This window comes from Paracoccus broussonetiae (assembly GCF_031854425.1).
In the GTDB taxonomy this organism is placed as follows: Bacteria; Pseudomonadota; Alphaproteobacteria; order Rhodobacterales; family Rhodobacteraceae; genus Paracoccus; species Paracoccus broussonetiae.
Genome location: NZ_JAVRQI010000008.1, coordinates 142,402 through 155,192, shown reverse-complemented (window position 1 = coordinate 155,192; position 12,791 = coordinate 142,402). Strand labels below are relative to the sequence as shown.

Sequence of the window (12,791 nt, the reverse complement as noted above, 5' to 3'; positions counted from 1 at the left end):
CATGATGACGCATCCGCTTTCGCTGGCCTTCCTGACCATCTTCGATGCCGATCCCGTTTCGGCCGTCCGCATCGCCGCCGCCACGGGCTATCAGATGGTCGGGCTGCGCATCCTGCCCGCGGCACCGGGGACCGAGTCGGGTTACCCGCTGCTGGAAGATGACCGCGTGCTGGCCGAGGTCCGCGCGGCGCTGGCCGATACCGGCGTCAAGGTTGGCGATGTCGAGATCGTTCGCCTGAAGCCCCAGAACGACTGGGATCTGCTCGCCCGCTTCTGCGCCCGCTGCGAGGCGCTGGATGCGCGCCACATCCTTGTCGCGGGCGACGATGCGGATACCGGGCGCCTGACGGAAAGCTTTGCCCGGTTTTGCGACATTGCCCGCCCGCATGGCCTGACCGCCGACCTGGAGTTCATGCCCTGGACCGCGGTTCCGGATCTGGCCGCGGCGCAGACGATCGTTCAGGCCGCGGGCCGTTCAAACGGCGGCGTGCTGGTCGATGCGCTGCATTTCGACCGCTCGGGTTCGACGCTGGAACAGGTGGCGGCACTTCCCGCCCAGATGATGCATTACGTCCAGCTTTGCGACGGGGCGGTGCCGTTCGAACGCGACGATGCGTCGCTGATCCGTGTCGCGCGGGGCGAAAGGCTGTTTCCGGGGCAGGGCGGCATCGATCTGGTCGGGCTGGTCCGCGCGGTGCCGCCGGGCGTCACGATCAGCGTCGAGGTTCCCCATCGCCCGCTTGCGGAAAAGCTGGACGCCACCGGTCGGGCTGCGATGGCCCATGCGGCGACGATGGCGATCCTGCGGGCGGCGGGGCGGGCATGACGCCTTGAAAATCCGGTGGGAAATCGACGCCGGTTCCGGCTAGGATCGGCGCCATGAAGGAACTGACTCTCCGCCAGGTCGAAGTAATCCGCGCCGTGATGATGGCGGGGACGATTCAGGGCGCAGCCAAGTTGCTGAACGTCTCGGCCCCCGGCATTTCCCGGTTGGTGAAGCATACCGAGGAATCGCTGGGCATCCGGCTATTCGAACGCAAGGCGGGGCTGTTCGTCCCCTCCAGCGAGGCCTCGGCCATCTTCGAGATGGTCCATCAGGTTCACCGCCAGATGGAAAACCTGAACACCGCCGTCGCCTCGCTTCGCAAGGGGCAGGACGTGCGGTTGTCCTTTGCCTCGGCCCCCTCGATCGCGCAGTTCATCGCGGCGCGCGCGATCCGGGGAATCCGGGCGCGCTTTCCCGACATCTTCATTGACCTGAACATCCTGAAGATCGAGGAGACCTCGGATTATCTGCTGCTGGAGCGGGGCGAATTCGTTCTGATGAGCTCCCCCATCGAGAACTCGGCGCTGGAAAGCCTGCCGCTGGTGCATGGCCGGTTGGTGGTGATCGTCCCCGAGGATCACCCGCTTGCGGCCAAGCCGGTGATCTCGGTCCACGATCTTGCGCAAGAGGATTTCGTCGGCGTCGATCCGTCGGACCCCTATGGCGAGGTGCTGGCCCGTCCCTTCCGCGAAGCCGGCATCGAGCCGCGCTTTTCCATGCGGGGCCGGTTCGCGCAGACTGTAGTCAGTCTTGTGCGCCACGGGCTGGGGGTGGCGATCATCGACGAGTTCTCGGTGGCCGAGGTCTATATGCCCGGCGTCGCACGGCGCCCGCTGGCCGAAAAGGCCGGCATCACCGCTTGGGTCGTGACCAAAAGGGACCGGCAGTTGTCCAGCTTTGCCGAATATGCGATCGGCCGTTTCCGGCGCGAACTGGCCGCTGCCGTCACCCGCGAAAGCTGGGATCCTCAGCCCCGCCCTTGACCCCGTCCGCCAGCGCCGGGAAACGTGAGCCGCTGTTGCCTGAATATCCCGTTTGCGTGCGATCTGCCCCCGTTGGCCCGGAATTCCTTGGCATTCTGGGCCCCAGCATGGTCCCCTTGATCCCAAGGCGGCAGGAGGGGCCATGATGTCATCGGTGATGACAATCCTTCAGCTGGGCGGGGCGGTGGCATTGCTGCTGTTCGGCCTGGGCCAGACCCGGGACGGCATGACCGAGGCTTTCGGCATCCGGCTGCGCATGGCGCTTGGCGTCGGCACGCGCACCGGACCGGGGGCGTTTCTGTCGGGACTGGTGACGACGCTGGGGCTGCAATCCTCGACCGCGACGGCGCTGCTGGCCGCGTCCTTTGCCGAACGCGGGATGATCCGCGGCCGCATGGCGCAGATCGTCCTTCTGGGGGCGAACCTGGGCACTGCGATGACCGCATGGCTATTGTCATGGGGCGGCGTCGGGGCGCTGGCCCCGGTTCTGCTGCTGGTGGGCTATGTGCTTGGGCGGCGTCGCGGGGCGGTCCAGACCGGGATCGGCCGCGCGCTGATCGGCCTCGGCCTGATGCTGGTATCGCTTGAGCTTCTGGACACAGCCGTCGCCCCCCTGCGGGATTCGGCGCAGCTTGCCGCGTTCCTGCCGATGCTGGACGCGGCATGGCCCGTCGCGCTGCTGATGGCGGCGGGGGTCGCATTCCTGTGCTCGTCGTCGCTGGCCGCGGTGCTGCTGGTCGCGCAGCTTTCACTGCCGCCGGGGCTGGCGGTGGTAATGGTTCTGGGCGCGAACCTGGGTGGCGCGGTGATCCCGGTGCTGCTGACGGCCGGTCTTGGCGCCGCGGCGCGTCGGCTGACGATCGGCAACCTGTTGATCCGAATGGTCGGCTGTCTTCTGGCGTTGCCCTTGGCGGCGATGATCGCTGCCCTGCTGCAGATCTTGCCGCTGCCCGCAAGCGGGTTGGCGGTCAAGGCGCATCTTGTCTTCAACCTGGCGCTGGCGTTTGGGATCTGGCCCTTTGTCGGCCTGATCTCGCGCCTTCTGGAGCGCTGGGTCGAGGATGAGGAGCAGGATCCCCAGCTTGGGCCGCGCTGGCTGGAGGAAGACGCCCTGCAGACCCCGATCCTGGCGCTGGCGGGCGCCAGCCGCGAAGTGCTGGCCGTCGGCGACACGATCGAGCGGATGTTGAACCAGACGCGGCTGGCCTTCCAGCAGAACGACCCCGCGCCGCTGGCCGAGGTGGCCGAGCTGGAAAACCGCGTCGACCGTCGGCAGCAGGAGATCAAGACCTACCTGTCGCGACTGGGCAGCCAGGCGACCGAGGATGAGCGTCGCCGCGCGATCACCATCCTGGATTACGTCATCAACCTGGAACATGTCGGCGACATCATCGACAAGGGGCTTGCCCCCGAGGTGCGCAAGAAGGTCGGGCTGGGCCTGCGCTTCTCGACCGAGGGGTATCAGGAACTTGACCGCATGTTCGTTATGACGCAGGAAAACCTGCGCATGGCGCAGACCGTCTTCATGACCCGCGACCGCGAAACCGCGCGCCGGCTGGTCGAGCTGAAGGTCGAGATCCGCAATGTCGAACGCCAGTCCGCACAGCGCCACCTGTTCCGCCTGCGCGAAGGACTGGCCGCCAGCCGCGAGACATCGTCGCTGCATCTCGACATCCTGCGCGACCTGAAGCGGATCAATGCGCATGTCGCCTCGGTCGCGCATCCGATCCTGGACGAAGACGGGCTGCTTGTCGAAAGCCGGCTGCGCGGCAGCTAACCCCCCGCCACGGGAAAAGGCCCGCCACGGAAAAAGGAACGTCGATGGACCCGCATCCTCAGTCGACAGGCGTGTTCATGGCCCTGCGGCTGAAGCCGGGCGATGATCCCGTGGCCGCGCTGCGCTTGGCCTTTGACGATGCGGGCGTCCGGGCGATGGCAATCGTGACCTGCGCGGGCAGCCTGACCCGCGCCGTCCTGCGCCACGCGAACTGCGATGCTGCGACCGTCCATGACGGGCATTTCGAGATCACCTCGATGGTGGGCACCATCGACCCGCAACGGCATCACCTACACCTGTCCATCGCGGATGGAGTGGGACAGACCTTCGGCGGCCACCTGCTGTCCGGCTCGGTCGTCTATACCACGGCCGAAATCGTGGTTCTGCTGCTGCCGGAACTGTCTTTTTCCCGCGAGCCTTGCGCACTTTCGGGCTATGACGAGCTGGTGATCCGCCCCCTGCGCACCTGAACGCGCGGCGCGGCAGGGGCATGGCGGGCCTGCGGCACCACCCCGGATCAGCAATTCCTTCCCTTTCCCGGACCGGCTTTGGAATGGAGCCGTGGCTTAAATACGACTACGTTAATCGTGTTTGCAAAAGCCATCCGGGGATCCTGCCGAGATGCTCATCACATCCCTCAATGCCGAACCAGCCGAAATCGAGATTGCCCGGGGGCTGGGCAATGCCTTTGCCGCCACCGCCGCCGAGGACGACCTGGGCGCCCGCTTTCCGACCCGCCATGTGACGGCCTTGCGCCGGGCCGGGCTGTTGGCGCTGACCGCGCCCGAACGCTTTGGCGGGCAGGGGGCGGGGCTGGCGCTGGCGGCTCAGGTGATCCGCCAGATCGGTCGGGGCGACCCGGCGGTCGCGCTGGTGCTGGTGATGCAATACGCCCATCTCGCCACCCTTCATCGTGGCCGCTGGCCCGAGGCGCTGGTCGCCCGCGTCGTCCACGCGGCGGCGACCGAAGGCGCGCTGATCAACGCGCTGCGGGTGGAACCGGCCCTTGGCACGCCGATGCGCGGCGGCCTGCCCGAGACGGTGGCGCGGCGCAGCGGCGACGGCTGGCTGCTCTCGGGCTGCAAGATCTATTCGACCGGCAGCGAGGGGCTGCGCTGGGGTGTCGTCTGGGCTCGCACCGACGAGGATGAGCCGCGCGTGGGCCAGTTTGTCGTGCCCATGCAGGCCGAAGGCGTCCGCATCATCCCGACCTGGGATACGCTGGGCCTGCGCGCCTCATCCAGCCATGATGTCGAGTTTCACGACGTTCACCTGCCCGCCGACCATGCCGCCGACCTGCGCCGCCCCTCGGAATGGGCGATCCGCGGGGACGAGGCCGCGGCCTGGGCCAGTCTGCTGATCGCAGCGCTCTACACCGGCGTGGCCGAGGCCGGGCGGGACTGGATCGTCTCCTTCCTGAAATCCCGCGTGCCCGCCAACCTTGGGAAGCCATTGGCGGAACTGCCGCGGATGCAGGAGGCGGTCGGCGCGATTGAGACGCGCATCGCCGTGAACCTGCGCCTGGTCGGGTCGGCCGCGACGGAAACCGATGCCGGGCAGCCGCCCTCGGCGCGGGAAACCGGCATCATCAAGCATGTCGCCACCGAAAACGCCATCGCGGCACTCGAAGGCGCGCTGAAGCTGGCGGGCAACCACGGCATCAGCCGCCGCAACCCGCTGGAACGCCATTACCGCGACGCCCTGTGCGGCCGCATCCACAGCCCGCAAGAGGACAGCGTTCTTCTGGCAGCGGGCCGCGCCGCTTTGGGCCTCTGACAAGGGAGAAAGACATGACTGTCGAATTCATCGGCTTCATCGGCAACCACAACGCGTCCGAGACCATCGCCCGGCAGGGACCCGTCATCGACCGCGAATTCATCCGCGCCTCGGCCGCGATCCACGAGGCGGGCGGCTTTGACCGCGTGCTTCTGGCCTTTCACTCGGCGACGCCCGACAGCCTGTTCGTGGGCCAGTATGTCGCCAGCGTCACCCGGCGGCTGAAGCTGATGCTGGCCCATCGCCCCGGCTTCACCGCGCCGACGCTGGCCGCGCGGCAATTGGCGACGCTGGACCATCTGACCGACGGCCGCGTCGCCGTCCATGTCATCACCGGCGGCAATGACCGCGAGCTTGAGCAAGATGGCGACTGGCTGACCAAGGACGAACGCTATGCCCGCACGCGCGAATATCTGGACATCGTCCGACGCGAATGGACCAGTGCAGAGCCTTTTGACTATGCCGGCACCTATTACCGGGTGAAGGGCGGCTTCTCGGACGTGAAGCCGCAGGGGTCCGAAGGTGTCCCGGTCTATTTCGGCGGCTCCTCTCCGGCCGCGATCGAAGTCGCGGGGCAGCATGCAGATGTCTATGCCCTGTGGGGTGAAACCTATGAACAGGTGGCCGAGACCGTCGCGACCGTGCGCGCGGCCGCCGCGCGTCATGGCCGCACACCCCGCTTTTCGCTGTCTTTGCGCCCGATCCTGGCCGAAACCGAAGAGGCCGCGTGGGACAAGGCCGCCCGCATCCTGGAACGGGCGCGCGCGCTGCGCGCAGCGGGCGGGGGCCAGCGGCTGGTCAATACGCTGGATCCGGGCCAGCCCCAGAACGAAGGCTCGCGCCGGCTGCTGGCCGCCGCGTCCCAAGGGTCGCGGCTGGACAAGCGGCTGTGGACCGAGATCGCGGCGCTGACCGGGGCGAACGGCAATTCGACATCGCTGGTCGGCACGCCGGATCAGGTGGCCGAGGCAATGCTTGATTACTACCGGCTGGGGATCTCGACCTTCCTGATCCGTGGCTTCGACCCGCTGAACGACGCCCTGCGCTATGGGCGGGATCTGATCCCGCGCGTGCGCGCCCTTGTCGCGGACGAAGCCGTCCGCAGCCATGCCGCCGAATAGGCCCGAGATCCGAAGGGGATGACCATGACCCAATCCAACACCAACCGCCGGGGCCTGCTGCGATCGGGACTTGGCGTCGCACTGGCCGCGCCCTTTCTGGGGCTGGGCGTCGGCTCGCTGGCCCGCGCGCAGGCGGCAGGGGGGCTGAAACCGCTGAAATTCGCCTCGAACGCCTCGGCCATCTGCCTCGCGCCGGTCTTTGTCGCCAAGGATCACGGTATCTTCGAAAAGCACGGGCTGGATGTCGAGATCGTCAATTTCGGCGCCTCGACCGAGGCGCTGCTGGAGGCGATCGCGACCGGCAAGGCCGATGGCGGCATCGGCATGGCCCTGCGCTGGCTGAAGGCGCTGGAACAGGGCTTTGACGTCAAGATCACGGCGGGCACGCATGGCGGCTGCTCGCGGCTTGTCGCGCTGAAATCGACCGGCATCACCGAGTTGTCGCAGCTGAAGGGTAAGACCATCGGCGTCACCGACCTTGCGGCACCGGGGAAGAACTTCTTCTCGATCCTGCTGCATCAGGCCGGGATCGACCCGGAAACCGATGTGAAGTGGCGCGCCTTTTCCACCGATGTGCTGGAGATCGCCGCCGAGCGGGGCGAGATCGACGCCATCGCGGATGGCGACCCCCGCGCCTTCTTCTGGCTTCGGGATACGCCGGACAAATATGTGCAGGTCGCATCGAACCTGGATCACGGGTTCGAAAACCGGGTCTGCTGCATCGCGGGTCTCAGCGGCAGCCTGATCCGCAACGACCCCGCGACCGCGACCGCGCTAACCCGCGCGCTGCTGGAGGCGCAGGACTGGACCGTCGCCCGCCCCGAGGATGCGGCCAAGGCCTTTCTGCCGCAGGCCCCCAAGAACCGCTCGGTCGAGGATCTGATCGCGGTCCTGAACGACCAGACCCACAATCACACGCCGACCGGCGCGGACCTGAAGACCGAGATCGCGCAATACGCCTCGGAACTGCGCGAGATCAACATCTTCCGCCGTTCGACCGACCCGCAGAAATTCGCCGAACGCGTCTATGCCGACGTGCTGAGCGCCTGACCGGGAGGCCATGATGACGACAATCGACATCGAGGCCGAGATCCGCGCCGAGCCCTCGCAGGGGGCGGCGCACCGCGCGACCCTGTTGGCCTCGCTGGGCTGGGTCGCGGCTGTTGGGGTCCTGGTGTTCTGGCCGGACCTGACCTTTCAGCCGCTGGTGCGCGAACTCGCGCTGTGCTGGAGCGTGGTTGCCGCCGCCCTCGTCCTTCTGGGGCTGGGCAGTCGGCGGCTGGGTCGGGTCGGGCGCTGGACAGCGGCCCGCGCGCCCTGGCTGCTGGCGCTTGGCATCGGCGCGGCGATCTGGACGGGGCTGACCGCCAAGACCGGGCTTCTGCCGCAGCCTTTCTTCCCGACGCCGCAGGCCATGCTTGAAGTGTTCCTGTATGACTGGCCGAAGATCCTTTACAGCGCGTCATTCTCGGTCTGGCTGCTGGCACGAGGGTTCTTTTTCGGCGCGGTGGCGGGTTTCCTGATCGGGATCGGCATGGGTTGGTCGCGGGCCTTCAGCTATTGGGCGACGCCACTGCTGCGCTATGTCGGGCCATTGCCCGCGACCGCCTGGCTACCGCTGGCCTTTTTCATCTTTCCGACTTCCGGCTCGGCCAGCGTCTTTCTGATTGCCTTTTCCACGGCCTTTCCGGTCGCGGTCCTGACCTGGTCGGGCATCGCCTCGGTCAACCGCGACTATTACGAGATCGCGCGGACGCTGGGCGCATCGCCCCTGTTCCTCATCACCCGCGTCGCGATCCCGGCAGCGCTGCCGCATGTCTTCGTGGGCCTGTTCATGGGTCTGTCCACATCCTTCGCGGTGCTGGTCGTGGCCGAGATGCTGGGGGTCGAGGCCGGGCTTGGCTGGTACCTGCAATGGGCGCAGGGCTGGGCCGCCTATGCCAACATGTATGCCGCCTTGTTCGTGATGGCCGCGATGTGTTCCGGTCTCATCACGCTTCTTTTCCGCATCCGTGACCGGGTGCTGGTCTGGCAGAAGGGAGTCGTCCGATGGTAATCGCATCCCCAAGGATCGCGCCTGCGGGCAGCGACATCAGCATCCGCGCGGTATCGCACCGCTTCGATCTGGAAGGCGCGCCGCTGCCGGTGCTGGATGATGTCTCGCTGGAGATCCGGCCCGGATCCTTCGTGGCACTGCTTGGACCCTCGGGGTGCGGCAAGTCCACGCTGCTGCGGCTGGTCGCGGGGCTGGATCATCCGAGCGCGGGCGAGATCACCGTGGACGGGGACCGGGTGGCCGATCCCGATCCTTCGCGCATCCTGGTCTTTCAGGACCCGACACTGTTTCCCTGGCGCACGGTGCGCGCCAATGTCGCGCTGGGACTGGAGGCGCAGGGCACCCTGAAAAGCGAAGGGGGCCGCGTCGATGACGCCATTCGGCTTGTGGGCCTTGACGGTTTTGACCGTGCCTATCCGCACCAGTTGTCGGGCGGCATGGCGCAGCGGGTGGCCTTGGCGCGCGCGCTGGTCAATCGCCCGGACGTGCTGCTGCTGGACGAACCGCTGGGCAAGCTGGACAGCCTGACGCGGCTGGCCATGCAGACCGAGCTGGTGCGGCTGTGGCAGCAAAGCGGGCTGACCGCTGTGCTGGTGACCCATGATGTCGAAGAGGCGTTGTTTCTGGCGCAGCGGGTCATCGTCCTGGGGCCGCGGCCGGCGCGGATCGTGGCGGACCTCAGCGTCGACCTGCCCTATCCGCGCCATCGCGGCGACCCCCGCCTGACCGAGCTTCGGCGTCAGGCGCTGCGTCATCTGGGACTTGAGGCAAGCTGGTGAACCAATGAATAATCTCGCGAATGCCGCGCTTGCGGCAGCATTGTCGCTGCTGCCCCTGCCGGGGCTGGCGCATATCCACCTTCAGCCGGAAAGCGCGCAGGCGGGGCAGGTGCTCGACCTGGCGCTGGTGGTGGGCCATGGCTGCGCGGGCGCTTCGACGACCGCGCTGCGCGTCAGCCTGCCTGCGGGCGTAACAGCCGAACCTCTCGCCCAACCCGGTTGGCAGCCCGTGACGGGCAAGGGGGAAATCGGCTGGCAGGGCGGACCGTTGCCTGAGCATGACAAGGCACGGTTCGTCCTGCGCGCCACGCTGGCGGCGGATGTCCAGCCGCTGGTCCGCCTGCCGGTGATCCAGACCTGCGGCCAGACCGAGCAGCGCTGGATCGATCCCGAGGCAGGGGATGACCATCCCGCACCGGCGCTGACGGTGTTGCCGGCGAAATGAGCCGCGCCCCAGGTATGGTGGCGCCGTTTCTGGCGGCGGTCGCGCTGCTTTTGTCCGCGGCCGCGGCGCTGGCCCATGCCAGCCTTGTCGCCTCGGACCCGGCCGAGGGTGCAGTCCTGCCCCAATCTCCCCCCGCCCTGACCCTGCACTTTACCGAGCCGGTGCGCCCCCTGGTCGCACGGCTGAGCCAGGCCGATGGCAAGACCCTGCTTCTGCCGCCACCACATGCGGGGGCCGACAGCCTGACATTTTCCCTGCCGCCTGCGCTGGCGCGGGGAAGTCATCTGTTATCGTGGCGCGTCACCTCGGATGACGGGCATCCGGTCGCGGGGGCGGTCCTGTTCTCGGTCGGGGCGCCCAGTGGCGAGGTTGCGGCCGTGCAGGAGGGGTCCAGCGCGACACAGGCGGGACTTTGGCTTTCCCGCGTGGCGCTGCTGGCAGCGCTGCTGCTTGCGGTTGGAGGCGGCTTGCTGGCGGGAACGCCCAGCCGCTTTCCCCGTCGCATGGCGCTGGCCGGTCTGCTTGTCCTTCCGATCCACGCGGGCTTTCGTGGCCTTGACCTGCTGGCGCTGCCACCGGGCGCATTGGTCGATGGTGCCCCCTGGCGCGAGGCGCTGGCGGGCTCACCCGGCCTGGCCCTTGCCCTGACCGCCGCTGCGCTGGTCGCGGCCCTGAGGCGGGGGCGGATCGCCGCCGGGATTGCACTGGGGCTGGCCGGACTTGCTGCCGCGACGACCGGCCATGCCGCCACCGCGCCGCCGCAGGTGTTGATGCGCCCGACGGTTGCGCTGCATGTCATTGCCGCCACACTGTGGATTGGCGCGCTGGTGCCGCTGCTGGTCGATCTGGCGCGCGGGCGGACAGAGGCGCTGGTCGGATTTTCGCGCGGCGTGCCCTGGGTGCTGGCGCTGTTGCTCGGATCGGGAGGGGCGAGTGCGCTGGTCCAGCTTGGCGAACCCGAGGCGCTGTGGACCACGCCATATGGCCGGGTGCTGCTGGTCAAACTGGGGCTGGTCGTCCTGCTGCTGGCGCTGGCTGCGGCAAACCGGTTCTGGCTGACCCCGCGCGCGCTTGGTGGCGATGCGCGCCCCCTGCGCCTCGCCATCGGGGTCGAGCTGCTGCTGGTCCTGCCAGTTCTTGGCGCGGTCGCGCTGTGGCAATTCACCCCGCCGCCGCGCAGCCTGCCGCCCGGTCCCGCCACGGCCGCATGGCAGATGCAAGAAGGCCCGCTGGCGGTGCGGGTCGAAGTCGCGCCCCCCCGTGCCGGGATGGTCGCGCTGCGCCTGACCGGCCTTCGGCTGGACGGCCAGCCCATCGACCAGCGCCCGGTTGAGATCGAACTGTCGAAGCCCGCCTATGGCCTTGGCCCCTTTCGACACGAGGTCACGGCCTTGCACGGCAGCGCCGATGGCGGCCGGTTCCTGCTGCCGTTGGACGGGTTCTGGGTGCTGCGACTGAAGGTGCTGGTCAGCGATTTCCAAGCCGTCGAACTTTCGGACCTGATCGAGATCGCCCCGGCCCGATGACCACCCCTGGGAATACCAATCCCCTGTGGCGGGGCGACATGGCGGTTTCCTTCTCCTTCGGGGGGGAAGTTTGGAATTCATCACGGCGCGCGGGGGGAGTTATCTGGCAACGGTAAACACGGCAAGAATCATCGTGATTTTCGGCGAAAGGAATGCAGGATGAGCGCGCGTCAGTTGAAACTAGGCTTCATGATGCACGGCAACGGGACCGGCTGGGGCGACTGGCGCCATCCGCGCGCCCATCCGGGCGCTTCGACCGATTTCGCCTATTACCGGCGGCAGGCGATTGAGGCCGAGGCGGCGAAGTTCGACTTTCTCTTCGTCGCGGACAGCGTCCACATCACGCCGAAATCCAGCCCCCATTACCTGAACCGCTTCGAGCCGCTGACCATCCTGTCGGCGCTGGCAGCCGTGACCGACCGCATCGGTCTGGTCGGCACCCTGACCGTCAGTTATGCCGAGCCCTTCAACGTCGCGCGGCAATTCGGCTCGCTCGATCATATCTCGGGTGGGCGCGCGGGTTGGAACGTGGTGACAAGCTGGCTGGAAGGGTCGGCGCGCAACTATTCCCGTGACAAGCATTTCGACCATGCCACCCGCTATCGCCTTGCGGCCGAGCATCTGGACGTGGTGCAGGGCCTGTGGGATTCTTGGGAAGACGACTCGCTGACCCATGACAAGGCCAGCGGCCAGTTCTTCGACCCGGCCCGGCTGCACCGTCTGGACCATCGCGGCCAGTTCTTCCAGGTCGAAGGCCCGCTGAACCTGTCGCGTTCGCCGCAGGGCCAGCCGGTGATCTTTCAGGCAGGCGCGTCCGAGGATGGCAAGAACTTCGCCGCCGCCCGCTCGGACGCGATCTTCGTGCAGAATGACGACCTGCCATCGGCCAAGGCCTATTATGCCGACGTCAAGCGCCGCGCCGCGGGGTTTGGCCGCGATCCCGACGACCTGTTCGTGCTGCCCGGCCTGCGCCCTGTCATCGGCTCGACCGAGGAAGAGGCCGAGCGCAAGTATCAGGAGTTCATCGCCCTGACCTCGATCGAGGATGCGCTGCTGATCATGGCGCGATCCTTCAATGAACATGACTTCTCGCAATACGATCTCGACGCGCCTTTCCCGGATGTCGGACGCTTTGCCGAGAATTCGAACCGTTCGACATCCGAGCGGGTGATCCGTCTTGCGCAAGAGGGGAACCTGACCCTGCGCCAGACCGCGCAGCGCTTTGCCACCCCGCGCACCGATTTCGTCGGCACCCCCGAACAGGTCGCCGACGCCTTCCAGCGCTGGTTCCTGGAACCGGCGGCTGATGGCTTTGTCTATAACAACTCGCTGCCCGACGAGCTGTCGGTCTTTGCCGGGACAGTCATCCCCATCCTGCAGGATCGCGGCCTGTTCCGCCGGGAATATGAGGGCACGACCTTCCGGGACCAGCTGGGCCTTGCGAAGCCCGAAAACCGCCATGCCGCCCGCCGCGTCGCGGCCGAGTGACCGAAAGGATTATC

At 67.4% G+C, this 12,791-nt stretch carries 12 protein-coding genes; all 12 read left to right on the top strand.

Annotated features, from left to right (window positions below):
* Positions 1-4 precede the first annotated feature (4 nt).
* The 12 genes from RM190_RS11980 to RM190_RS11925 all read left to right on the top strand — a co-directional run bounded on the left by RM190_RS11980 (position 5) and on the right by RM190_RS11925 (position 12,777).
* Positions 5-826, top strand: a complete 822-nt coding sequence (locus tag RM190_RS11980; protein ID WP_311759682.1) for a sugar phosphate isomerase/epimerase family protein — start codon at positions 5-7, stop codon at positions 824-826.
* Between the two features lie 53 nt (positions 827-879).
* Positions 880-1,809 carry a LysR family transcriptional regulator gene (locus RM190_RS11975; protein ID WP_311759681.1) on the top strand — a complete coding sequence of 310 codons (930 nt, stop codon included), beginning with the start codon at positions 880-882 and terminating at the stop codon, positions 1,807-1,809.
* A gap of 157 nt (positions 1,810-1,966) precedes the next feature.
* Positions 1,967-3,586 carry a Na/Pi cotransporter family protein gene (locus RM190_RS11970; RefSeq protein ID WP_311759680.1) on the top strand — a complete coding sequence of 540 codons (1,620 nt, stop codon included), beginning with the start codon at positions 1,967-1,969 and terminating at the stop codon, positions 3,584-3,586.
* A 44-nt stretch (positions 3,587-3,630) separates the two neighbouring features.
* Positions 3,631-4,056 carry a PPC domain-containing DNA-binding protein gene (locus RM190_RS11965; protein WP_311759679.1) on the top strand — a complete coding sequence of 142 codons (426 nt, stop codon included), beginning with the start codon at positions 3,631-3,633 and terminating at the stop codon, positions 4,054-4,056.
* A 151-nt stretch (positions 4,057-4,207) separates the two neighbouring features.
* Positions 4,208-5,362, top strand: coding sequence for an acyl-CoA dehydrogenase family protein (locus RM190_RS11960; protein ID WP_311759678.1), 1,155 nt, complete (start codon positions 4,208-4,210; stop codon positions 5,360-5,362).
* 14 nt (positions 5,363-5,376) lie between these two features.
* Positions 5,377-6,483 (top strand): LLM class flavin-dependent oxidoreductase, encoded by a 1,107-nt coding sequence (locus RM190_RS11955; RefSeq protein WP_311759677.1) that lies wholly within the window; start codon positions 5,377-5,379, stop codon positions 6,481-6,483.
* A 24-nt stretch (positions 6,484-6,507) separates the two neighbouring features.
* Positions 6,508-7,533 carry an ABC transporter substrate-binding protein gene (locus RM190_RS11950; RefSeq protein WP_311759676.1) on the top strand — a complete coding sequence of 342 codons (1,026 nt, stop codon included), beginning with the start codon at positions 6,508-6,510 and terminating at the stop codon, positions 7,531-7,533.
* A 13-nt stretch (positions 7,534-7,546) separates the two neighbouring features.
* Entirely contained in the window at positions 7,547-8,539 is a 993-nt protein-coding gene (locus tag RM190_RS11945) for an ABC transporter permease (protein ID WP_311759675.1), read from the top strand.
* Complete coding sequence (locus RM190_RS11940; protein WP_311759674.1) at positions 8,533-9,318, top strand: ABC transporter ATP-binding protein; 786 nt, start codon at positions 8,533-8,535, stop codon at positions 9,316-9,318. The genes RM190_RS11945 and RM190_RS11940 overlap by 7 nt, the downstream gene beginning before the upstream one ends.
* A 4-nt stretch (positions 9,319-9,322) precedes the next feature.
* Positions 9,323-9,763, top strand: a complete 441-nt coding sequence (locus RM190_RS11935; protein ID WP_311759673.1) for a DUF1775 domain-containing protein — start codon at positions 9,323-9,325, stop codon at positions 9,761-9,763.
* Positions 9,760-11,289: a copper resistance CopC/CopD family protein gene (locus RM190_RS11930; protein WP_311759672.1), complete on the top strand. Its 1,530-nt coding sequence runs from the start codon at positions 9,760-9,762 to the stop codon at positions 11,287-11,289. The genes RM190_RS11935 and RM190_RS11930 overlap by 4 nt, the downstream gene beginning before the upstream one ends.
* A 159-nt stretch (positions 11,290-11,448) precedes the next feature.
* Entirely contained in the window at positions 11,449-12,777 is a 1,329-nt protein-coding gene (locus RM190_RS11925; RefSeq protein WP_311759671.1) for an LLM class flavin-dependent oxidoreductase, read from the top strand.
* Positions 12,778-12,791 lie beyond the last annotated feature (14 nt).

Coding starts and splice junctions, on each gene's coding strand:
- RM190_RS11970 (WP_311759680.1), top strand. CDS start 1,967: ATGACAATCCTTCAGCTGGGCGGGGCGGTGGCATTGCTGCTGTTCGGC.
- RM190_RS11960 (WP_311759678.1), top strand. CDS start 4,208: ATGCTCATCACATCCCTCAATGCCGAACCAGCCGAAATCGAGATTGCC.
- RM190_RS11975 (WP_311759681.1), top strand. CDS start 880: ATGAAGGAACTGACTCTCCGCCAGGTCGAAGTAATCCGCGCCGTGATG.
- RM190_RS11930 (WP_311759672.1), top strand. CDS start 9,760: ATGAGCCGCGCCCCAGGTATGGTGGCGCCGTTTCTGGCGGCGGTCGCG.
- RM190_RS11925 (WP_311759671.1), top strand. CDS start 11,449: ATGAGCGCGCGTCAGTTGAAACTAGGCTTCATGATGCACGGCAACGGG.
- RM190_RS11980 (WP_311759682.1), top strand. CDS start 5: ATGACGCATCCGCTTTCGCTGGCCTTCCTGACCATCTTCGATGCCGAT.
- RM190_RS11955 (WP_311759677.1), top strand. CDS start 5,377: ATGACTGTCGAATTCATCGGCTTCATCGGCAACCACAACGCGTCCGAG.
- RM190_RS11950 (WP_311759676.1), top strand. CDS start 6,508: ATGACCCAATCCAACACCAACCGCCGGGGCCTGCTGCGATCGGGACTT.
- RM190_RS11945 (WP_311759675.1), top strand. CDS start 7,547: ATGACGACAATCGACATCGAGGCCGAGATCCGCGCCGAGCCCTCGCAG.
- RM190_RS11965 (WP_311759679.1), top strand. CDS start 3,631: ATGGACCCGCATCCTCAGTCGACAGGCGTGTTCATGGCCCTGCGGCTG.
- RM190_RS11940 (WP_311759674.1), top strand. CDS start 8,533: ATGGTAATCGCATCCCCAAGGATCGCGCCTGCGGGCAGCGACATCAGC.
- RM190_RS11935 (WP_311759673.1), top strand. CDS start 9,323: ATGAATAATCTCGCGAATGCCGCGCTTGCGGCAGCATTGTCGCTGCTG.